Here is a 21,870-nt window from a genome sequence, read left to right as displayed (position 1 = left end):
GCCCAAACGTCTGACAGTTTTATCTGTGGTTTTGTTGTACTCATGGAGCCGCTCCCGCTTGGGGGCGGTTTCCTGCTTTTATGAGGTATTGAGTTTGTAACCCCGCCGAGAATGGTATATCCAGAACTTTATAACCCTCCGACTCTACAACGCTATAAATTCATTTCAGGTCAACAACGTAGCGATCAGAGCTAGGATAGCTGGAAGAGCTTGAACGTAAAAAATAGATCTCTGGGCTGTTAGAGCACCGTATATACCAGCAACAATAACGCATCCCAGAAAGAACCAGGCAACGTTTCTAGCCCAGAGGTTGTCTTCGATGAGTAGTGACCAGATTAATCCTGCGGCCAGAAATCCGTTATACAACCCTTGATTGGCAGCCAGCGATTTAGTGGGTTCGAACAGCTCGGGCGGGAGCGAGCGAAAAGTTTTGCGTCCGCGTGTAGTCCAGGCGAACATCTCCAGCCATAAAATATAAATGTGCTCAATGGCAACAAGACCTACCAGTACGTCAGCAAGTAAATGCATGATTGAATGTGTATTAATTTTCTGAGCGTGAATATGCGAAAAATAGCTTACTAACTCCTTAATGATCTGTACTTTCTAAAGCCTGTGGTCGATCTGGCCCGATATTTGATTTGGCCAGAAAAAGTCTTCGAATGGTACGTAGCAAATGTTACGTATCGCCTTCAGAGGCTGCAAAACTTTATTACAAAATGGTTCCGAATCAACGACTAGTCCTTGCAGTTTGCCTGCTGATGATCAATACGTTATGTATGGCACAAGGCAGCGTGCAAAAAATCAGCGGGCAAACAAGCCAGCGTGTAGAAGAAAAACCTATTCTGGACCAGGCAACTGGCCAACGGCTATCAATAGATGAATACAGTCAGTTGACGAAAAACGACCCGTTTGCTTATCATTTAGTGCCTCAATACGATGAATACGGCCAGCCACGGGAATACTTGATGCGGGTTTCGACCACTGAGGAGCAAAAATCGCATCGTTTCCGCGACCGTGACCCGGCCAAACAGCCCAAAGGTGGGCAGGTAATGCCGCCTTTTGTTATGACGGGGCTGGATGGTAAAGTCTATCGTTCCGCCGAACTGGTGGGCAAAGTAGTGATTCTGAGCTTTCTGATTAGCTTACAGAAGGAGTTTTGGGACGAAAAACAATCCGCTGATTTTGCTGCTGCTTTGCACGCGAATCCATCCGCTACCCCGCCCGTGGTTTTGGGTGTGCTGAATAGTGAACAGTCGAAAGACGACAAAAACCCGATTCTCAAAAATCTTCCATTTGGTCCAGTGCCGAATGCTTACGGATTTCACAATAAGTTTCACATAACCTCAGTTCCGACAATTATTGTTATCGATAAATCCGGGAACGTTGCAGCTAATCTACAAGGTCCCGGTATTTACGATCGCCTGAAACAGGTGCTTACGGCGCTGTACTGATAGCTGAAGTATGCCGTATGAGCTATTTGCATTTTATACCTCATAGTACATACTTCATACATTTTTTTCTGGGTTTAGCTTCTGTTTCAGATCAAATGTTTGCCCGGCGAAAACGGTTAAAATATGCTGTTTGTCGAAAGCACTTTTTACGGCAATCATAGCTTCACTCAAAGCCGCCTGAGGGTTGGTTACGGATGGATTTATCCAGAAATAAAGGACGAACTGCACGTTATTATCACCGAAATTTCGATAATGAAGTTCAACCGGAAACGTAGTGAGTACAAAAGAAAGCTGGCTGACGGCAGCTTTGGCAACCTGCTGAGCGTGAGCCATATCATCCAGGTACGAAATGCCGCCATTTAATTCGATACGTCGGTGCCCGATCCGCGAAAAATTCGTAATTGGTTTTTGAAAAACGTCTTTACTTGGTAACTCGACCGTTTGCCCTTTACCGTTATCAATAACAATTGAACGTAGTTTTATATCCAGCACCTTACCCGTGAAACCGTTCGTTTCAACGGTATCGCCCACTTGAATGGGTCTCGCCAGGGCAATCATGGTGCCCGATATGAAATTGGCGGTTAAGTCCTGAAAAGCGAATCCAATAGCCAGCGCAATTACGCCAGCACCCGCCAGAAGGGAAGTTACGGTTTTTTCCAGCCCCAGAACACCTAGCGCTATAAATAGCCCAATTCCCATAATCACTACATGTACCACTGCACCTGTCAGGTTCACGAGCGATAGATTTGTGCTGATCCGATTAAGGCCCCGCACTACCCATCGGCTCAGCCAACGCGCCAGAACCGTACAGAAAAGCAGCACTAAAATGGCTACCGCCAGTTTGGGAACGTAGCGAATAGCCGTGCGAGACCAAGACGAAAGCTCAGCGTAGATGAGGCCGGAAGCCTGCGAAAAATCCATAGTATGTAGTGCGTAGTGGTATCTGGAGAACGACAGGGCCTTCGATTGTGTTTCATCATTACTAAGGTTGACCGTACCTTTGCACCCAACAAATCAGAATGTAGAATGACACCGACCGCTGCTGTTTACCTGGATAATGCCGCTACTACCCAACTTGATGCCGAGGTGCTGGACGCCATGCTGCCCCTGATGACCGAGCAGTTTGGCAATCCTTCATCTATTCACAGCCACGGCCGGACGGTGCGGACGGCCATCGAGAAAGCGCGTAAAACAGTAGCTATGTTGCTCAATACGTCGCCCGCTGAAGTTTTCTTTACGTCGGGAGGCACCGAAGCCGACAACACGGCGATACGTAGTAGCATCGAAACCTACGGTATTCGTCACGCCATTACGTCACCATTGGAGCATCATGCTGTGTTGCATACGCTTCAGCACCTGGCCGAGCAAGGTACTATCCAATTAAGTCTGGTTGATATTGATGCCCAAGGACGTATCAATTTGGCTCACCTTGAAGAACTTTTGCAGAGCCAACGTAGCGTACAGGGCGGTCGCTCGCTGGTATCGCTGATGCATGGAAATAATGAAATCGGTAACTTGCTGGATCTGAATCGGGTAGGGGAGATTTGCCGTCAATACGACGCTATTTTTCATTCCGATACGGTGCAGACCATGGGCCACTTTCGGCACAATTTGCAGCAACTGCCCGTCGATTTCATTGTGGGGGCGGGCCATAAATTTCATGGACCCAAAGGCGTAGGCTTTCTCTACGTCAATGCCGATCGCGTGAAGATTCATCCGTTTGTGTACGGTGGTGCACAGGAACGTAACATGCGTGGGGGGACCGAAAATGTTTACGGGATTGTTGGGCTGGCGAAATCGCTGGAAATCGCTTACCGCGATATGGACGCTCACCAACAGCACATCACTGCGTTAAAGCAACGAATGATTGACCGACTACGGGAAAAAATGCCTGAGGTTCAATTTAACGGTGATTCCGCCGACGTAGCAAACAGTTTGTATACCGTTTTAAACGTAAGTCTGCCACCTTCCGACATTAATGATATGCTCCTGTTTAGCCTCGATATTGCCCGGATTTCAGCTTCGGGTGGATCGGCCTGTTCGAGTGGTTCAAACGTTGGATCACACGTACTGGCGGCCCTGCCCGGTATTGACCAGGATCGTGGCTACGTTCGGTTTTCATTCGGAAAATACAATACGCCGGATGAGATAGATTACGCCGTTGATACGTTAGTAGGGCTCTATCAGAAAGAATTGGTTAAGTAAGACGGGCAAAAGCTCGACGTATTAAATCAACAACTGCGGGTGAAAGCCCGCATTACGTAATGAAATCAATAGGTTTTAAAACATCATTGCCCGTTTCGGAGCCGGAGAGCTTCATCGAATTTGAAACACCGATTCCTGAGCCAAAAGGCAAAGATTTATTGGTTCAAATAAAGGCTATTTCCGTTAATCCAGTGGATTTTAAAATTCGGCAAAACAGCGCTAAAGACACAGTGCTTCCAGAACCGAAAGTCATTGGCTGGGATGCGGCTGGCGTGGTTGAAGCAGTTGGAGAAGAAGTTACCTTGTTTAAGCCGGGTGACGAGGTCTACTACGCCGGTGACCTGACTCGTACAGGTGCCAATGCTGAATATCAGCTAGTTGATGAACGTATCGTGGGGCGTAAACCGATTACACTCAATGATGCCGAGTCAGCTGCCATGCCGCTTACAGTACTAACCGCCTGGGAAATTCTCTTCGACCGGCTACGGATTAGTGCTGAGAAAGATAGTGGTAAGAGTATTCTGATGATTGGCGGGGCAGGTGGTGTAGGTTCCATTGCTATACAACTAGCCAAAAAATTAGCTCATCTGACAGTCATAGCTACGGCTTCACGTCCTGAAACGCAGGAATGGTGCCAAGAAATGGGAGCAGACGTAGTTGTGAGTCATGACAATCTGGTAGAAAACGTGCGGGCAGCTGGCTTCAAAGAAGTTGATTTTATTCTGGACTTTGTTGATATCAACGGCTATTGGGATGCCGTCACTGAACTCATCAAACCGCAGGGCCATATTGCTTCCATCACCGGTTCGTCGGTACCGGTGGCACTTAATAAGCTGAAAAATAAGAGCGTATCATTTTCGTGGGAGTTCATGTATACCCGCTCTATGTTCCAGACGAGCGACATGATTCAGCAGCACAACATTCTGAGCACGGTAGCGAAATTACTGGATGACGGTACGTTAAAAACGACGCTGAACAAAACCATAACTGGGTTCACCGCTGAAAATCTAAAGGAAGCCCATCGCTTGCAGGAGAGCGGCAAAACCATCGGCAAAACGGTGATTGTGTATTAGTGTGGCACCGACAGGCTCTGGCTGTCGGATTGGCCGGATGGTTTCTAATAAATCGCTATTGCGACTCCGACAGCCAGAGCCTGTCGGGGCCAAAATCTATAGTAAAGCCGCTCCAAATACCCCGGCGCTGTCACCAAGTTTGGGTTTGAGAAATAACGTATTAAGTCGTCCGTCGTTGAATACGTATTTTTTTGCTCGTTCAACTCCTTCGGTATAAAGCAAATCGACATTGCCAACGCCACCGCCCAGCACAATCGCGTCGGGATCGAGCATATTGACAATCGTAGAAATGGCTCTGCCAAAATTCTCCAGCAAGCGCTCAACGGTGACTGCTGCATACGTATCGTCACCGCTTTGGTAGCGGTCAAGAATGGCCTTCAGCGTGCGTTTTTCGCCAGTTTGTTCGTGGTAAAACCGTTCGAGGGCTGGACCCGAAATAACTTGTTCGTTACAACCTCGCTTGCCGCAGTAACAGGGATATCCATTTTCCTCGAGAATATTGTGACCCCACTCTCCGCCAATTCCCTGCCGTCCAGCCTGCACTACCGGCTTTCCGTCGAGGCCACGAAAAACAACACCTCCACCGACGCCTGTTCCGAGAATAACGCCAAAAACCATTCTAAAATCAGGGACTACATCCTGAACGCTGCCCATCGTAGCTTCGGAAAGAGCGAAACAATTGGCATCGTTGGTCGTCGTTACGTCGACGCCCAGCGCACGGCTGAGGTCTTCCCGGAAGGGTAGGCCATTGATGCAGACCATGTTGGAATTTTTCATGGTTGCTGTTTCGGGATCGATTGTGCCGGGCGTGCAGAAGCCAATTTTATCGGGCTGAATATTCGTTTCGGCCTTAACCTGATCGATCAGTTTGACGATCTGATTAATGATGTGCTGGTAACCGTGGTGCGCTTCTGTAGCGATTCGCTTTCGTATAATCACGGCATCGGGCGAAGGTGCCGACAGAATAACCGCTTCTGTTTTGGTCCCCCCTAAATCAACCCCCCAATACGTTTGCATTTGTTGTTACGCTAAAAATGATGAATGTCGTCAGGAACCGACGTAGTACATCGGCTGACTTTTCGGTTTAACCACAAAAATAGACGGGTTGCCGATACGTTTATTTTACCTTGTAAAATTTAGCGCCAAACAGGCAAATAACGGCGTAGCAGATAATAGGCAGGTAGTATGCGTTGGCTACGTCTTTCTCGGCCGCCATACCCATCAGAAAAGGAAAAACGGCTCCACCAACTACGCCCATTGAAATAAACGAAGATGCCTGCTGCGTGTGCGATCCCAGATTTTTCAATCCCAAACTGAAAATGGTTGGGAACATGATACTAAAAAAGAAATTGAGCATCAGTAAGGCAATAAAAGAGGGCCACCCCAAACTTTGAGTAATAATGAGGCACATCAAGATATTGCTGCCGGCAAAAATGGCTAGTAACGTATGTGGCGCGATGATCCGCATCAGAAAAGTGCCTACAAAACGTCCGGCCAGCATGAGTCCCATGAAGAGCACCATATAGTTTCCGGCTGTAGCGTCTGAGAAACCCATTTTTTCGTGCCCATAATTAATAAAAAACGCCCAGGTTCCTCCCTGTGCTGCTACGTTGAAAAACTGCGCAATTACGGCCCATACAAAATGCTTATGCTCAAAAAGAGTTTTTCCTGGCTCAACATCTACATTAGCTGCGTCGGGATCGGCTACGACGGCGTGTGGGTCTGTTAGTGCGGGGACTTTTACGAACGAAAAAAGAATGGCAATGGATGCAATTACACTACCAATGGCAATGTATAAAGTCTTAACGGATGTCAGATCTGTACTTCCCTCCGTGTTATTCCGTAACAGAAAATAAGACCCGATTGCTGGCCCAATGATAGCGCCCAAAGCATTGAAAGCCTGAGCAAAATTGATACGTTGGTCGCTGGTACGTTGGTCGCCGAGGGAGGCTACAAATGGGTGAGCCACCGTTTCAAGCGTTGACAAGCCACAGCCTAAAATAAAAAGTGCAATACCAAAGAATGTAAATGAAGCTGCGGCAGCGGCAGGTACAAATAAGAACGCGCCCGATGCAAAAAGCGATAGCCCAAGTAATACGCCGTTTTTATAGCCAAACCGTTTCATGAACAGCCCCGCCGGTATGCCCATCACGGCATACGCGCCAAAAATAGCAAACTGCACAAAGGCAGATTGGGTCTTGGTCAGGTTCAAAACATGCTGAAAGTGCTTGTTCAATACGTCGCCCATAGTAATAGCGACTCCCCAGAACATGAACAGCGACGTAACAAATATTAACGTAACAAGGTATTTATTTTCGGTAAAAGCGGCTTTGGTTGCCGGATGAACTGCGGGAGTTGCCTGCATGAGTTAAGGTCAAGAAACGGCGCGAAAGGGTTTCGACTGCCAGATACGAAGTTTTGGAGTAGTAAAGGAATTTCTGGCGCTAAACTACCTTTTAGACCCGCAATTGTTCTCGCTGGCAGGTATGTTATTCCCCCTTTAAAACGTAGTAAGGGTGATTTATGAGAACAGGTCAATGACCCTCTCCTCATAAATCACCCCTTTAATTTAGACGTAGTGTAAAACGCTACGTACCTAGTTAGTTTGTTTCGTCAGTCATTTCCGGATCAGGTTCGGTGCCGTCATTATTCCCCAACGTATCACCATTACCATAGTTACGATTATCTGGCTCCATATTGGGACTGCCCGAAGCTACTCCTGCGCCCGAATTTCCAGACTGGGCATCCTGCTCGTCCGTTGGCGTAGTCGGGACTGTATTCGCATCGCCCGATAAATCGGTTGGGTCATATTCCTGATTCAACATTTCGTTTTGGTCGGGAACCTGAATGGGGCCGCCGGTATCGGGTTTAAAAGTTTTCGATTGCTCATTGAGCATGGCATCCTGATTTACATTTTCCATAACGTATCAATTTAAGTAAAAAGATAATGGTTACTGAATAATGAATAATTGGTGCTGAACACACCAATTATTCATTATTCAGTAACCATTATTCAGTGTCCCTGTTTAGCCCCGTGTAAATACCTCCCAGAGCCGGTGGTATAATTTTGAAGCGTAAGCTAAAATATCGTTACGTGATGCGTGAATCGTAAAGGCCGAAAACTGATTCTTCGAACTTGGTAATGGTTCAATTTGAATCGTTCGTTCTGTTGTATAGCGGCCATCCTGCCGACGTACCGAGCCCGTCAACCGTAGACCAGCATCCATCAAATCCATGCGGTATGGTTTAGAATGATTTGAGCCCGCCATTTCCCGCGAAAACCGTTGAAGCCGGTTGGCCTCATACCAAGTCAGTTTCGGCATCTGCCACTGCCGCGTATTTCGGTCATGACGGCACAGCATTTTAACCGATAATAACGATTGGTTTATGTCTGGACGAGATGATACCTGAAGATCAAGGACTTCCAGGGGCGCTGTCGCAAGATCGGTGGCGAGTTCAATTTCCATAGCAGATAAAGTGTATGAGATGACGAATAGGTTCTGCAAAAGTAACCTCGATGGCAACAGATTGGTTATAAATTCGCACACTCTTATTAACCGGCCCGAGGACTTTTAGTGGGTCAGTGAACGTACTGGCCTAGACGTAAATCATCTTTCGGGTCATACCACCATCGACGACAAAATTCTGACCGGTTATAAAGCTATTTTCGGGAGCAATCAGAAACAAAATCATACGGGCGATGTCGTCGGCCTGACCAACGCGCCCCGCCGGATGCTGCAAATGATCTTCGGGGCTGAGCTCTTCAGATTTTGCTTTTGCTTTTTTCTTCAATACCGATACGTCGATCCAGCCTGGGCTAATGGCATTAACGCGTACGTCGGGGCCAAGACTAACGGCCAGCGAATGCGTCAGGGCCAGAATACCGCCTTTACTAGCCGAATACGCAAACGTATCAGGTTCTGACTGAAATGCCCGGGTTGAGCAGATGTTGATAATGCTCCCTTTTTGGGCGGCCAGATAACCGGCAGTATGCTTGGCGCAGAGAAAAGCTCCGGTCAGGTTCGTACCAATGACCCGGTTCCATTCTTCGAGCGTTAGTTTGTCGAGCGGTCGCTCGATCATAATAGCGGCATTGTTAATAAGGGTGTCGATGTGGCCGAAGTGCGAAACAGTCTGTTCGGCGGCCTTGCGGACGTTGGCATCGCTCGATACGTCGCAGCTGACAAAAAGTATCTGGGCCGATGATGCTTTGAAGGCTTCACGCAGTTCGGCCAGAGCGTCGGTGTCTGATTCCCAGATAGCTACCCGGTAGCCGTGAGTTAATAAATACTGTGTGGTTACGCGGCCAATTCCCTGACCACCACCGGTGATAATAGCTGTTTTCATATGAGTTGGATAAGTACTGGAAGTTTCTGAACAACGAACGATTGAGTCAGATTGGTAACACAAGATGACCTGGATGCGTTAAAGAAATGCATATCCTTATCGAACGGGACAGGGCAAACTTACCCGCTGACTTTATGCTTCAGATTGCTTTTTCGCCAGTTTACCGGCTCCGATTACCTGAAGGTCACCGGTTTCCGATGCTCAAATACGAACTGATTTACGAACAATTATTGTACGAAGGCACCTGTACCGACGCCAATTTTTTTGCGCCCGCGCCGGTTGATGACCATTGGGTTTTGGGCGTTCACACTCCTGACTACGTTCGATCGCTAAAGGAACTGACCGTGCCATCTGCCATGGTACGTCGGATTGGCTTTCCGCTGACTCCCGAACTGATTAACCGCGAATGGATTATTACGCAGGGAACGATTGACTGTACGCAAATTGCCCGTCGAGATGGCGTGGCGATGAACGTAGCAGGTGGCACGCATCACGCTTACCCTGACCGGGGCGAAGGGTTTTGTATGCTGAACGACGTAGGGGTAGCCGCTCATTATTTGTTAGAAAATGGGCAGGCGAAGAAGATACTGATTATTGATTTAGACGTACATCAAGGCAACGGAACTGCGGTAATGTTTCAGCAGGAGCCGCGTGTCTTTACGTTCAGTATGCACGGGAAAGATAATTATCCGCTCAAAAAAGAACAGTCTGATCTGGATATTGAATTACCAACAAACACCGCCGACGCTACGTATCTGGACACATTATATGATACGTTACCCCAATTGATTCAGCGTGAAGAACCTGACTTTCTGTTTTACATTTCGGGTGTCGACATCCTGGAATCGGATCGGTTGGGAAAATTGAAGGTAAGTCGGGAAGGCTGCAAACAGCGTGATACGTTCGTTTTTGAACAGGCGCAACGTAACAAATTACCAATTGTTGTCTCGATGGGTGGTGGCTACTCGCCCCGACTGGCCGATATTGTTGAAGCACATTGTAATACGTTCCGGGTCGCTTCGAGTTTGTTTTTTTAGAGCGATTTGCCGTTGCGGTTGTAGGTTCATAAAGGTAGGTTCGACAGTTATATAACTCTGTAACTTTATAACCTTACAACTCTGTAACTTTACAACTTTATAACTCTACCACCTTGAAGCAGAATATTGTAAAAACACGGCTAAAAAATGGCCAGCCTGTCTTAGGAGTATTAGCCAATAGTGCCGATCCGACGATTGCAGAACTTTGTGGTTTTTCGGGACTGGATTTTTATATGATTGATGGGGAACACAGCCCCGTCACAACCGCTCAGGTTCTGGACATTGTTCGCGCCTGCGAAGTAAGTGGTATAACGCCCCTGGCGCGGGTACGTAGCAACGACCCAAAACTGATTTTACAGTTTCTCGACGCGGGTGTAATGGGAATCATGCTGCCCGGCGTCAGTACAGTTGCTGAACTTGAGTCTTTTGTCAGAGCGGTCAAATATCCGCCAATTGGTACGCGTGGTTTCGGATTTGTGCGGGCTAACGATTACCTGATGGGAACAATGAACCAGGGTGAGTACGTCGAATTCGCAAATGAGCAAACGTTGGTACTGCCCCAAATCGAAAGCAAGGAAGCCGTTGATAATCTGGATCAATTGCTGAGTGTTGAAGGCGTTGATGGTTTTGTCATTGGTCCCCGCGATCTGGCTATGTCAATGGGTTATCATGACGGTTCTAACCATGACGAAGTAAAACGTACCATTGCGGGCGTAGTTGATAAAATCAAAAAAGCGGGGCTGGTTGTCGGAACAACCGCAGCTACCGGCGATCAGGCACGCGCCCTCATTGATCGGGGCGTATTATTTTGCCTCAATACGTTCTCAGGGTTACTCAAAGCAGCCTCTACCGATTTCATGAAAGGAAGAGGGTAAGGTTGATGTATGGCGGGTTTCTAGATAATCCGGCTTCTTGTTTTAGAATTTGTTTATCACACATCATACATCATACATCTTTTTTTTCTACCTTTGCACCCTCATTTCCAAATTCATACAAAACACAATGTACGCAATCGTAGAGATCGCAGGGCAGCAATTCAAGATCCAGAAAGGACGCTCTATCTATACCCACCGGTTAGAGGGCGACGTGGACGCTGCACTTGCCTCCGACAAGGTGAAAGTTCTCCTTGTTGACAACGAAGGGAGCATTAGCATCGGTGCTCCGACTGTTGCAGGCGCAACAGTATCGGCCAAAATCGTCGAACACCTGAAAGGCGAAAAAGTACTCGTCTTCAAGAAGAAACGCCGGAAAGGATACAAAAAGAAAAATGGCCACCGTCAATATTTGACGAAGGTTCTCATTGAAGATATTACTCTCTAAAAGTTATAAAGTTGAAAAGTTATATAGTTGTCAAGTTTTGCCCTGCGTGAAACCAACTTTATAACTCTACAACGGTAAAACTTGACAACTTCTTAAAAAAATGGCACACAAGAAAGGTGTAGGTAGTTCCAAAAACGGCCGTGACTCGATAAGCAAACGCTTAGGTGTCAAACTGTTCGGCGGCCAGTCGGCGATTGCTGGCAATATTATTGTCCGCCAGCGCGGCACAAAACACCACCCCGGCAGAAATGTTGGTTTGGGTAAAGATTATACCCTGTTTGCTCTGGTTGATGGTACAGTTAAGTTCCGTCCTGGTCGCGATAGCCGGTCTTACGTAGATATTATTCCAGCTGGTCCTTCAACGGTAGAAGTGGCTCCCGTTGCAGTAGCTGAAGAAAAAGCGGCTCCGAAGAAAGCAGCTAAAGAAGAAGCTGCAGAAGCTTAATCGCTACGTCTATTGACATGAATTTACCCGTCAGACTCAATCTGGCGGGTTTTTTTGTGGCAAAAAACTAAAAAAATAATTGGGGTGTTACCTAGTAACTGCAAACGAATCTTGACCGCATACATTTCGATATGAATCCGACATTAAGCCGCCCTGTATCAATCTTTACAGAAGGAAGTCCCAACCCGAACTCGATGAAGTTCGTAGTCAGTTTTGAGCTTGTTCCGGCTGGTCTTTCGTTCGACTACGCTACACCGGGTGATGCTCTGCTCGACGGTAAAGCGTCGCCGTTAGCCGTTGCTCTGTTCGGCTTTGATTTCGTTCGTCGGGTGTTCATCTCGGGTAATTTTGTAACCGTTACCAAAGACGACGAAACTGAGTGGGACGATGTACTGTTCGAAGTAAAGCTTTTTCTGAAAGAATACTTTGCTGAACAGAAGCCTGTTTTTGCCCAACGGACAATGGATGCCAATACCACCAAGCTGGATATGGACTCCGAAACTGTGCAGAAAATCAAAGCGGTATTGGATCAGTACATCAAACCCGCCGTCGAATCTGACGGTGGCGCTATCAGCTTTTACTCGTTCGATGAACCCAGCGGCACGGTGAAAGTGCTTCTGCAAGGCTCGTGCAGTGGCTGCCCATCCTCAACGTTAACGTTGAAAGCTGGTATTGAGAACCTACTGACCCGCCTGGTTCCCGAAGTGAAACTGGTAGAAGCCGAAGGAGTATAATTATAGAATTGCCATTCAGATGGTTTTATTGCTGACGCATAGGAGACAGGGCATGCCCTGTCTCTGCTTTTTCCTACCGTTTAAAAAGAAAATTCATTTCTAGCCAATGCCGCCGACGTAGTGGCGTTTCTTTTGCAGGAATTTCTCCGTCGTGAGACAGAAAATCGTTCTGCCAATTTTACTACGTAGCGTGCCCTTCAGGAAAGTAACGTAGTACGGTATGATACGTCTATAGGTAGGCGAGACGGTGAATCTGAACAATATCGCGCCAATTGACTTATTTACTACATGAAGTATTTAGTATGTGCAGGGCTGTTTCTTTTAGGAACTACTTCTCTTTTCGCCCAGAACCTGCTGGGAATTTCAACAAGTCGCTACGGCGGAACCAATCGGCTTTATATTAATCCATCGTTAGCGGCCGATTCTCCAAGCAAATTTTATCTGAACATTGGGACGGTGAATCTTCACGCCAATAATAACTACGTTCGATATCAGGCACCCTTTTCATTTCTGACGCTGATCAGCGGGAACGTACCAAACCAGTACCGAAACTCGGACGGTTCTGTGCATTTCGAAACAAGCTATACCCGTGAAATTCTGGATGGTAGCCCCAAAAACGGTACACTGGCGGGCGAAATACGCGGCCCCGCTTTTTTGGCGCGTTTGGGCGAACGTAGTGCAATTGCCATTACAACCCGGTTCCGAGCGGTTGGTCAGATTGTTGGTGCGTCTGAGTCGTTGCTATCGGCTGTTCGTGCCGGACTAGGCGATGGGGCGCTTTACGGCATCCCGGCAAACAACAATCAGTTCAGTGCCAATACTAATACGTATGCTGAGTTGGGCTTTACGTATGCAGGTACCGTTTGGGATGATGGGGAAGGCCAAAAGCTGCTCCTTGGCGCGACTGCTAAACTGCTTCTCGGCTATAACGCACAGCAACTTATTAATCGGGGCATGCAGTATCGTATCTCCACCGACCCGAATAACCCAAACAATGCCTTTCTGGAGGTGAACCAGCTCGACGCTACGTTGAATTACACTACGTTCCTGCAAAATCGCAGTCTTTCCATCCCGAATTTGTTGAGTACGGCCTCGCCCGGTCGTGGCTTTGGCTTCGATTTGGGTTTCACGTACCTCAAGCAGTATGATGCTGACAGCCCGGCGCTACGTCTGGGAGTGGCTTTAAACGATATTGGTGGTTTAACTTATAAAGGCGAATCATACAGTTACGCCAACATTGGACAGAATCCGGTGCGTTTCCGGAGCAACGATTTTAACAATCTTAATGGTAGCCTCGACATCGTACGGATTATTCAGAACAAATTAAATACGGGTCGTAGTCCTGATAAAACTAGTTTTCAGGCAGGTTTACCTACGTCGTTGAACGCAACACTTGATTATCAGGTGCCAGCGGGTTTGGGAGTGAATGTGATGTATCTACAGGATGTACGGTCAACGGCCGCAATGGCGATTCACCAGCCAAGTATATTAGCTATTACGCCCCGATTTGATAAGCGCTGGCTGGGTATTGCCGTGCCGTTTGCCTACCTGAACAAAGGATTCACGGCGGGGGCTTCACTACGTGTTGGTCCGGCCTGGCTGGGTACGGATAATTTGTTGGGATTACTAGGGGATCGTTCAAACGGCATTTCTCCACGTGGCTTAGATGTTTACGCCGGACTGTCTTTTGGCATTGGTGAAGTAGAAGAATAACGTAACAGTCTTTCCCAAAAAATGCGTATTTTTGGTCAAATCCCGCGATAAATTGGATTTGATGGTCACAACAGACCCGGCCCGTCATGACCGAACGAGCTACTTTTTTTGATACACCGCTTCTTTATTTGAAAGGCTTAGGCCCTCAGCGAACGGAATTGCTCAACAAAGAGCTAAACCTGTTCACTTACGGCGACCTGATCCAGTACTACCCCTTTCGCTACGACGACCGAAGTCGGTATTACACCATCAGCGAATTAATGGATTCGATGCCATCGGCGCAGATTCGGGGCCGGGTTCGTGACTGGTATCTGGAAGGCGAAGGGCCTAAAAAACGCTTGGTTGCTACGTTCCAGGATGGTACCGGCTCTATGAGTCTGGTCTGGTTCCAGAGCATTACATATCTCGAGAAAATACTTCGGCGCGATGGCGAATACATTGCTTATGGAAAACCGCAGTCGTTCAACGGTCAATTCAGCATCGTTCATCCGGAACTGGAAAACCTGGCAACTGGCTCGGAGCAGGAAGCGGGTTTCTTTCCAGTCTATAACTTAACCGAAAAACTTCGCAAACGCCATCTCGACAGCAAAGCCATCGCCAAAGTGATGCGCGTACTGCTGGAGCAATCGTGGCCGCACATTCACGAAACGCTGCCGGCTTCGCTGGTGGAAAAATTCCGGTTGATTGGCAAACGGGAAGCCATCTGGAATATTCATCTGCCGCAGAACCAGGGTTGGCTAAAACAGGCACAGCGTCGGCTAAAATTTGAGGAACTGTTTTACAATCAGTTGCGGCTGATTAAAAACAAACTCATTCAGAAAGAGGAGTTTCCGGGTCAGATTTTCCGTGATACGTCGCTCATGAAGCATTTCTACAATGAACTGCTGCCTTTTGAGTTGACGGGGGCGCAACAGCGCGTAATTCGGGAAGTCTACGCCGATTTTCTGACGGGTAAGCAGATGAACCGACTGCTTCAGGGCGACGTAGGTAGTGGTAAAACTATTGTGGCGTTTATTGCCTGCCTGCTGGCCATTGGCAATGGCGCACAAGCCTGCCTGATGGCGCCCACCGAAATCCTGGCCGACCAACATTACAACGGACTTAAGCCATTTGCTGATGCGATGGGCTTGAATCTCGGCATCCTGACTGGCTCGACCAATAAAAAACGACGTACCGTTCTGCACGAGGAACTCCAATCGGGAAAAATGCACATTCTGGTTGGCACGCACGCTTTGCTTGAGGATGCGGTGCAATACAAAAACCTGGGCTTGTGCATTATTGACGAGCAGCACCGTTTTGGCGTTGCACAGCGGGCCAAGCTGTGGCGTAAAAACGAAGTGGTTCCCCCGCACATTCTGGTGATGACGGCCACGCCCATTCCCCGGACCTTGGCCATGACCCTTTACGGTAATCTGGACGTATCGGTTATTGACGAACTTCCCAAAGGGCGAAAACCCATCAAAACAGTGCATAAGTACGATAAGCACCGCTCCGAGGTGTTTGGTTTTATGCGCCAGCAGATTGAATTGGGACGGCAGGTGTACGTAGTTTATCCATTGATTGAGGAATCCGAAAAGCTGGATTACAAAGACTTGATGGATGGCTACGAAAGCATGCAACGCGCGTTCCCCCGGCCTAAATATGAGATCGGGATCTTACACGGCAAGATGCTGCCCTATGAAAAAGACGACGAGATGAAGCGGTTTTTGAAAAACGAAACGCAGATTCTGGTGGCGACGACAGTAATTGAGGTGGGTGTAAACGTACCGAATGCCAGCGTTATGGTCATCGAAAGTGCCGAGCGATTCGGCCTATCGCAGCTGCATCAGTTGCGGGGGCGTGTTGGCCGGGGAGCCGACCAGTCGTACTGTGTCATGATGACGGGTTATAAATTGAGTAGTGATACGCGTACGCGCCTGGAAACGATGGTACGTACTAATAATGGTTTCGAAATTGCTGATGTAGATCTCCAGCTACGTGGCCCCGGCGATCTGACGGGCACACAACAAAGCGGAGTTATGGACCTGATGATTGCCGACTTAGCCAAAGATGCGCCCATATTGACAGCCGCCCGCGAATCGGCCCAGGCGATTTTAATGGAAGATCCTGAATTACTGCTTCCTGAACACGCGCCTATCCGCAATCATGTCGATAGTCTGAAAAAGACCGAAAGTAACTGGGGTCGGATTAGTTAAGTTACTACTTAAGGAATATACTGATACCGTTTTTTCGATAGGAAAAAAGCAAGTTTAAATAGTAGTATTATCAAAAAAGAGTAACCATTGGTTAAAAAAGGCTAAGTAATAATACGGTAACTGTGACTTTATACGAGTAATTACGCTTACTAGACCGTATAAAGTTTATGCAAAATCAATCTACTAACCAAAGGGTCCATAAGATAAATAGGGACACCTTCCGAAACCGAATGAATCGACTTGGTCGGAACTCATTCGGCCTGATGCTTTTGCTTACCCTTTTGGGAACTGTTAGTGCAATGGCTCAGTCAAGAGTTACCGGAAAGGTGATCGACGACCAGGGCCAGGGCTTACCCGGGGTGAGTATTGTGGTGAAAGGAACAACAACAGGTACCGTTTCGTCGGCAGATGGTACCTATGGATTGAATGTGCCGAACAAAACCGCTACGTTGATTTACTCATTCATCGGTTATACGAGCCAGGAGGTTCCTATTAACAACCGGGATGCTATTAACATTACGTTAGCTACAGACAACAAAATGTTGAATGAAGTTATTGTAGTAGGTTATGGTGAACAAAAGAAAGAAACAGTAACGGGTTCAGTAGCAACAGTTAAAGGTCAGGAACTAGTTAAATCGCCAGCCGTTAACTTAACCAACTCAATCGCTGGACGGATGCCGGGCGTAATTGCTACAAACCGCAGTGGTGAGCCTGGTTACGATGGTTCTGCCATTCGGATTCGTGGCGCAAACACACTTGGAAACAACGACGCTCTGATTGTAATCGACGGTGTTCCTGCACGGGCGGGGGGTATTGACCGACTGAATCCGGCCGACATCGAAAGCATTTCTGTTTTGAAAGATGCGTCGGCTGCTATTTACGGTTCGCGGGCTGCCAATGGTGTTATCCTGGTAACTACCAAGCGTGGTAAAACGGGTAAACCTGAGTTGACCTATAATTTTAACCAGGGCTGGGCGCAACCAACCGTTCTTCCACAAATGGCGTCGGCTGCTGAGTATGCGCAGATAAATAACGAGATCAATGCTTATAACCTGCCTTCGCAGTATTGGAAACCAGCACTAGACGCCTTCAATACAACCGGTACGTATACCCGTCCCGACAATGGGGCTATTGCCAAGGCTGCTTTCACACCCGATGAAATCAAGAAATTTCAGGATGGTTCTGACCCCTGGAAATACCCGAATACCGATTGGTTTTCCGCTGCATTAAAGCCCTGGTCGCCACAGTCTCGGCATACCATCCAGCTAAATGGCGGGGGTGAAAACATCAAATATCTGGCTTCTGCTAATTATCAGAACCAGGATGCCTATTACAAAAATTCGGCAACGGGTTATAAGCAATACGACTTCCGCCTGAATCTGGATGCGAAAATCAGCAAGCATATCAGTACAGTAATTGGCGTAGTAGGTCGTCAGGAAAATCGCTTTTTCCCAACGGTTGGCGCTGGTGATATTTTCCGGATGTTAATGCGCGGTTATCCGAATAAGCCTGCTTTCTGGCCCAATGGTTTGCCCGCTCCTGATATTGAAAACGGCCAGCAACCCGTGTTGGTGACAACCAGTGCAACTGGCTATAACCGCGACACGCGCTATTATCTGCAAAGTAATGCTAGTGTAAATGTCACAAACCCTTGGGTACCAGGACTTAAATTTACTGGTAGCGTGGCTTTTGACAAATACATACAGCAAGGCAAAACCTGGCAAACACCCTGGTACGTTTACAGCTGGGATTATACGTCCTACGATGCGAACAAACAGCCGGTGCTGACCCGTGTTGCCAAAGGACCTGCCCAGGCAACGCTGAACCAGTATACCAATGACCAGTTCAACTCGCTGCTGTCGGGTATTCTGTCATACGATCACACCTTTGCGGGCGATCATGCTGTTACGTTATTAGCGGGTATTACAAAAGAACAATCCAATTCGGCCGGTTTCTCCGGGTATCGTAAGTATTTTGCGTCAACGGCTGTCGATCAGTTGTTTGCGGGGGGCGATGCTGAGAAAAACAGTAATACAACGGCTGCCTGGGAACGCGCCCGGATGAGCTACTTTGGTCGGGCAGGCTATAACTTCAAAGAAAAATATCTGGCCGAATTCCTGTGGCGGTACGATGGTTCCTACATGTTCCCGGTCAATAGCCGTTGGGGTTTCTTCCCTGGCGTATCGGCTGGCTGGCGCATTTCCGAAGAGAATTTCTTCAAGAAAAACATTCCTGCCATCAGCTCACTCAAACTGCGCGCATCTTGGGGACAATTGGGTAACGACCAGGTTTATTTCAACGACGCATTACGTGAATACGATTACCTGCCAACCTATGCCTATGGCGATCCTGTGAACGCCAACTGGGGATACGTAGTAGGCGGGCAGGTTGGTAAAACCCTGTACGAGAACGGCGTACCTAATACGTCGCTTACCTGGGAGGTTGCTAACAACACGGACATTGGTCTGGAAGGCTCTGCCCTCAATGGTAAAATCTTCTTCGAGTTCGACGTATTCATGAACAAACGGTCGAACATTCTGTGGCGGAAAAGCGCATCGGTTCCACAGACAACGGGTGCTACGTTGCCTGCAACGAACATCGGTAAAGTCTCTAACCGGGGTTATGAATTCAACATTGGTTACAATGGCCAGGCTGGCGATTTTAAATATAGCGTCAGCGTAAATGGCGGCTATGCCAAAAACGAAATTACGTTCTGGGACGAAACGCCGGGTGCGCCTGAGTGGCAGCGTTCGACGGGAAAACCAATTCCGAGTAACGTAAACGACCCCAACCAGGCTAACGGTACGTTGATGTATCAATACGACGGTATTTTTGCGACCCAGGCCGAAATCGATGCTAATAAAATTGATTACAGTGGCGTGGGTGCTAGTCTGCTACGTCCTGGCGATATGCGTCTGAAAGATATCGACGGTAACGGTAAAATCGACGGTAACGACCGCGTTCGGGCTGATCGCAACAACCAACCTCGTTTCCAGGGCGGTTTCAATGGTAATCTGCGGTGGAAAAACTTCGACTTTACGGTGCTGATTCAGGCCTCGACAGGTGGTCAGATCTTCCTGCAAACGGAGTCGGGAACAATCGGGAACTTCCTGAAATACAACTACGATCACCGCTGGACGGTCGATAACCCAAGCACAGTTGACCCACGTATCGTTGACCGTAGCAATCAGTACTTCTCGAACGGTACTACGTACTGGATGAAAAGCACCGATTACGTCCGTCTGAAAAACCTTGAGCTAGGCTATACTTTACCGGCAAACATTGGTAACAAAATTGGCCTGACTAACCTGCGTGTTTATGTCAATGCATTGAACCTGGCAACGTACTCGCCAGCGATGAAAGGCATCCTTGACCCTGAGTCGACCAGTGGCGCCAGTGCTTCGTCGAACTCTACGAACGGGCAATATTACCCACAGGCACGTATCATTAACACCGGTTTGTCTGTAAGTTTCTAAACGTATCGCATCTATGAACTATATCACAAAATGCTTATCGCTTATTCTGGTTATAGGAATAACGATGAGCGCCTGTAATCAGGATTTTTTAAATACGAAACCGCTAGATAAAGTATCGGGTGAAGCCGTATGGTCTGATGCTAACCTGTCAGAGGCCTTCGTAACGGACGTATACAATGGTCTTCGGGATGGTATTCTGGACCAAATGAGTTTCGACTGTCAGACCGATAACGCTCTTTATAGCTTTGGTAAGCAGGACGTAAACGAAGCAAACGTGAGCCCCTCGAACCTGGGTACGGTGAAAACGACGATGGAATGGAGTGCGATGTATGCCCGTATCCGGGCCGCCAACATTGCGCTGGCTAACCTGGCAAAGCCTAAGTTCGATAATACAAGCGGAATTGCCGATCGTATGAAAGGAGAAATGTACTTCATGCGGGGCTATTTCTACAATCAGTTGCTACGTTATTATGGTGGTATTCCCCTCATTAAATCGCCCTATGCGCTGAATGAAGCCGATTTTACGGTGCCTCGTAATACGTATGAGGAATGTGTAAATTTCATTGTGAGCGATCTTGATTCTGCCGCTATTCTGCTGAAGGGCAAAACCCTAGCAGCCGGACGTGCTACGTATGGAGCCGCTTTAGCCCTGAAAGCACGGGTGCTGCTGTATGCCGCCAGTGACCTGCACGATATTCCAACGGCGAAAATTAAATCAACTGTGATTGCCAGCTTTGATAAGCCCGAACTGCTCGGTTATGTAAGTGGCGATCGGAAAGCGCGTTGGCAGAAAGCTAAAGATGCGGCAAAAGCAGTGATTGATCTGAATCAGTACGGCTATAAACTGAACCTGGCAGCACCCGTCACAGCCGCTGAAGGTCAGCAGAATTACCTGAACATATCGTTGTCTCGGAATGGGGGAGAAGCCGATGGTATTTTCCTGAAATACTACATCCGTGCTTCGTTCGACGACTGGGGTTCCTGGTATCCACGTAACAACATGCCCAACGGTTACCACGGCTGGACGTCGAGCGAACCGACGCAGCAACTGGTTGATAGCTACGAAATGATGGATGGTACGAAATTCGACTGGAGCAAACCTGCTCATGCCGCAGCACCTTACGAAAATCGTGACCCACGTTTCTACCAGTCTATTATGTACGATGGCTCTAAATGGAAGCCCCGTACGCCCGATGGCGCTGGTATTGATCCGGCTGGTGAAATTCAAATGGGTGAATATGAGGTTGGTAGCTCGGCAAGTCCGACCAAATTTTCAGGCTTGGATACCCGCAATAGTTCTATTGAAAACTGGAACGGAACCTGGACCGGTTATGCAATTCGTAAGTTCATGGATCCAGATCCAACCCTTGTTGATATGAATATCCGGCAGGAGGTACCCTCCATTCAGATTCGTTTTACGGAGGTTGTGTTCAACTATGCGGAAGCGTGTATGATGTTGGGCGAAGAAGCCGAAGCGAAAGCCTGGATCAACAAAGTTCGCTTCCGGGCCGGTATGCCAGCCATCACCGAAACCGGCACGGCACTATTGACACGTTATCAAAACGAACGTAACATCGAAATGCTGTTCGAAGATCAGCGCTTCTATGACGTCCGGCGTTGGATGATTGCGCCTACCGCTTTAGGTAAGCAGGCCCAGATAATTATCGTAACGGGAAAACTCAAGCCGGGCAAATCCGTCACTACGTATCGGTACAGTAAAGAAAATTACGACTATACGTATAAAGTGCAGGATTTGGGCACGGGTAAGGAAAACCGGAAGTGGAGCGACAAAATCTACTTCCTGCCGATTAGCCGCGATGAGATAAACCGGAATAACAAACTGGTTCAGAACCCCGGATACTAATCCACCGTAC

The 21,870-nt window shown here is 47.9% G+C and carries 19 protein-coding genes; 12 read left to right on the top strand and 7 right to left on the bottom strand.

What is annotated here, in order from left to right:
- Window positions 1-165: 165 nt before the first annotated feature.
- Complete coding sequence (locus ACYVF1_RS13630; RefSeq protein WP_461079572.1) at window positions 166-528, bottom strand: DUF1304 domain-containing protein; 363 nt, start codon at window positions 526-528, stop codon at window positions 166-168.
- 188 nt (window positions 529-716) lie between these two features.
- On the opposite strand from ACYVF1_RS13630, the gene ACYVF1_RS13625 reads away from it, so the two are divergent.
- Window positions 717-1,451, top strand: a complete 735-nt coding sequence (locus ACYVF1_RS13625; RefSeq protein WP_461079570.1) for a TlpA family protein disulfide reductase — start codon at window positions 717-719, stop codon at window positions 1,449-1,451.
- A 54-nt stretch (window positions 1,452-1,505) separates the two neighbouring features.
- On the opposite strand, the gene ACYVF1_RS13620 is transcribed toward ACYVF1_RS13625, so the two are convergent.
- Window positions 1,506-2,372 (bottom strand): mechanosensitive ion channel family protein, encoded by an 867-nt coding sequence (locus ACYVF1_RS13620; protein WP_461079568.1) that lies wholly within the window; start codon window positions 2,370-2,372, stop codon window positions 1,506-1,508.
- Window positions 2,373-2,477: 105 nt separating this feature from the next.
- Between ACYVF1_RS13620 and ACYVF1_RS13615 the strand changes: the two genes are divergently transcribed.
- The gene (locus tag ACYVF1_RS13615) at window positions 2,478-3,656 is read left to right on the top strand and encodes a cysteine desulfurase family protein (protein ID WP_461079566.1); all 1,179 of its coding nucleotides are present in this window, start codon (window positions 2,478-2,480) and stop codon (window positions 3,654-3,656) included.
- Between the two features lie 59 nt (window positions 3,657-3,715).
- A complete protein-coding gene (locus tag ACYVF1_RS13610; RefSeq protein ID WP_461079564.1) occupies window positions 3,716-4,729 on the top strand; it encodes a zinc-binding alcohol dehydrogenase family protein in 1,014 nt (337 codons plus the stop codon).
- Between the two features lie 96 nt (window positions 4,730-4,825).
- Here ACYVF1_RS13610 and ACYVF1_RS13605 read toward each other — a convergent pair whose 3' ends face one another.
- From ACYVF1_RS13605 to ACYVF1_RS13585, 5 genes are all read right to left on the bottom strand, one after another.
- Window positions 4,826-5,746: an ROK family protein gene (locus tag ACYVF1_RS13605; RefSeq protein ID WP_461079562.1), complete on the bottom strand. Its 921-nt coding sequence runs from the start codon at window positions 5,744-5,746 to the stop codon at window positions 4,826-4,828.
- 100 nt (window positions 5,747-5,846) lie between these two features.
- On the bottom strand, window positions 5,847-7,094 hold the full coding sequence (locus ACYVF1_RS13600; RefSeq protein ID WP_461079560.1) for a sugar MFS transporter: 1,248 nt from the start codon (window positions 7,092-7,094) through the stop codon (window positions 5,847-5,849).
- A 235-nt stretch (window positions 7,095-7,329) separates the two neighbouring features.
- Entirely contained in the window at window positions 7,330-7,650 is a 321-nt protein-coding gene (locus ACYVF1_RS13595; RefSeq protein WP_461079558.1) for a hypothetical protein, read from the bottom strand.
- A 105-nt stretch (window positions 7,651-7,755) separates the two neighbouring features.
- Window positions 7,756-8,196 (bottom strand): hypothetical protein, encoded by a 441-nt coding sequence (locus ACYVF1_RS13590; protein ID WP_461079556.1) that lies wholly within the window; start codon window positions 8,194-8,196, stop codon window positions 7,756-7,758.
- Window positions 8,197-8,326: 130 nt separating this feature from the next.
- A complete protein-coding gene (locus ACYVF1_RS13585) occupies window positions 8,327-9,076 on the bottom strand; it encodes an SDR family oxidoreductase (RefSeq protein ID WP_461079554.1) in 750 nt (249 codons plus the stop codon).
- Between the two features lie 134 nt (window positions 9,077-9,210).
- Here ACYVF1_RS13585 and ACYVF1_RS13580 point away from each other — a divergent pair, with 134 nt between their 5' ends.
- From ACYVF1_RS13580 to ACYVF1_RS13540, 9 genes are all read left to right on the top strand, one after another.
- Window positions 9,211-10,113, top strand: a complete 903-nt coding sequence (locus ACYVF1_RS13580) for a histone deacetylase family protein (protein WP_461080752.1) — start codon at window positions 9,211-9,213, stop codon at window positions 10,111-10,113.
- Window positions 10,114-10,226: 113 nt separating this feature from the next.
- Window positions 10,227-10,988: an HpcH/HpaI aldolase family protein gene (locus ACYVF1_RS13575; RefSeq protein WP_461079552.1), complete on the top strand. Its 762-nt coding sequence runs from the start codon at window positions 10,227-10,229 to the stop codon at window positions 10,986-10,988.
- 127 nt (window positions 10,989-11,115) lie between these two features.
- Complete coding sequence (gene rplU / locus ACYVF1_RS13570) at window positions 11,116-11,433, top strand: 50S ribosomal protein L21 (RefSeq protein ID WP_461079550.1); 318 nt, start codon at window positions 11,116-11,118, stop codon at window positions 11,431-11,433.
- 100 nt (window positions 11,434-11,533) lie between these two features.
- Window positions 11,534-11,878 carry a 50S ribosomal protein L27 gene (rpmA, locus tag ACYVF1_RS13565; protein ID WP_461079548.1) on the top strand — a complete coding sequence of 115 codons (345 nt, stop codon included), beginning with the start codon at window positions 11,534-11,536 and terminating at the stop codon, window positions 11,876-11,878.
- A gap of 131 nt (window positions 11,879-12,009) precedes the next feature.
- Window positions 12,010-12,612 (top strand): NifU family protein, encoded by a 603-nt coding sequence (locus tag ACYVF1_RS13560; RefSeq protein ID WP_461079546.1) that lies wholly within the window; start codon window positions 12,010-12,012, stop codon window positions 12,610-12,612.
- Between the two features lie 288 nt (window positions 12,613-12,900).
- Entirely contained in the window at window positions 12,901-14,325 is a 1,425-nt protein-coding gene (locus tag ACYVF1_RS13555) for a DUF5723 family protein (protein ID WP_461079544.1), read from the top strand.
- A gap of 86 nt (window positions 14,326-14,411) precedes the next feature.
- Entirely contained in the window at window positions 14,412-16,520 is a 2,109-nt protein-coding gene (recG, locus tag ACYVF1_RS13550) for an ATP-dependent DNA helicase RecG (protein WP_461079542.1), read from the top strand.
- A 230-nt stretch (window positions 16,521-16,750) separates the two neighbouring features.
- The gene (locus ACYVF1_RS13545) at window positions 16,751-19,996 is read left to right on the top strand and encodes a SusC/RagA family TonB-linked outer membrane protein (protein WP_461079540.1); all 3,246 of its coding nucleotides are present in this window, start codon (window positions 16,751-16,753) and stop codon (window positions 19,994-19,996) included.
- Between the two features lie 13 nt (window positions 19,997-20,009).
- A complete protein-coding gene (locus ACYVF1_RS13540; protein WP_461079538.1) occupies window positions 20,010-21,860 on the top strand; it encodes a RagB/SusD family nutrient uptake outer membrane protein in 1,851 nt (616 codons plus the stop codon).
- Window positions 21,861-21,870: the final 10 nt, after the last annotated feature.

Source organism: Spirosoma flavus (assembly GCF_054778555.1).
The sequence above is the reverse complement of the archived record's forward strand: the minus strand, read 5'-3'. Positions and strand labels throughout refer to the sequence as shown.

Coding starts and splice junctions, on each gene's coding strand:
- ACYVF1_RS13630 (WP_461079572.1), bottom strand. CDS start 528: ATGCATTTACTTGCTGACGTACTGGTAGGTCTTGTTGCCATTGAGCAC.
- ACYVF1_RS13625 (WP_461079570.1), top strand. CDS start 717: ATGGTTCCGAATCAACGACTAGTCCTTGCAGTTTGCCTGCTGATGATC.
- ACYVF1_RS13620 (WP_461079568.1), bottom strand. CDS start 2,372: ATGGATTTTTCGCAGGCTTCCGGCCTCATCTACGCTGAGCTTTCGTCT.
- ACYVF1_RS13615 (WP_461079566.1), top strand. CDS start 2,478: ATGACACCGACCGCTGCTGTTTACCTGGATAATGCCGCTACTACCCAA.
- ACYVF1_RS13610 (WP_461079564.1), top strand. CDS start 3,716: ATGAAATCAATAGGTTTTAAAACATCATTGCCCGTTTCGGAGCCGGAG.
- ACYVF1_RS13605 (WP_461079562.1), bottom strand. CDS start 5,746: ATGCAAACGTATTGGGGGGTTGATTTAGGGGGGACCAAAACAGAAGCG.
- ACYVF1_RS13600 (WP_461079560.1), bottom strand. CDS start 7,094: ATGCAGGCAACTCCCGCAGTTCATCCGGCAACCAAAGCCGCTTTTACC.
- ACYVF1_RS13595 (WP_461079558.1), bottom strand. CDS start 7,650: ATGGAAAATGTAAATCAGGATGCCATGCTCAATGAGCAATCGAAAACT.
- ACYVF1_RS13590 (WP_461079556.1), bottom strand. CDS start 8,196: ATGGAAATTGAACTCGCCACCGATCTTGCGACAGCGCCCCTGGAAGTC.
- ACYVF1_RS13585 (WP_461079554.1), bottom strand. CDS start 9,076: ATGAAAACAGCTATTATCACCGGTGGTGGTCAGGGAATTGGCCGCGTA.
- ACYVF1_RS13580 (WP_461080752.1), top strand. CDS start 9,211: ATGCTTCAGATTGCTTTTTCGCCAGTTTACCGGCTCCGATTACCTGAA.
- rplU (WP_461079550.1), top strand. CDS start 11,116: ATGTACGCAATCGTAGAGATCGCAGGGCAGCAATTCAAGATCCAGAAA.
- rpmA (WP_461079548.1), top strand. CDS start 11,534: ATGGCACACAAGAAAGGTGTAGGTAGTTCCAAAAACGGCCGTGACTCG.
- ACYVF1_RS13560 (WP_461079546.1), top strand. CDS start 12,010: ATGAATCCGACATTAAGCCGCCCTGTATCAATCTTTACAGAAGGAAGT.
- ACYVF1_RS13555 (WP_461079544.1), top strand. CDS start 12,901: ATGAAGTATTTAGTATGTGCAGGGCTGTTTCTTTTAGGAACTACTTCT.
- recG (WP_461079542.1), top strand. CDS start 14,412: ATGACCGAACGAGCTACTTTTTTTGATACACCGCTTCTTTATTTGAAA.
- ACYVF1_RS13545 (WP_461079540.1), top strand. CDS start 16,751: ATGAATCGACTTGGTCGGAACTCATTCGGCCTGATGCTTTTGCTTACC.
- ACYVF1_RS13540 (WP_461079538.1), top strand. CDS start 20,010: ATGAACTATATCACAAAATGCTTATCGCTTATTCTGGTTATAGGAATA.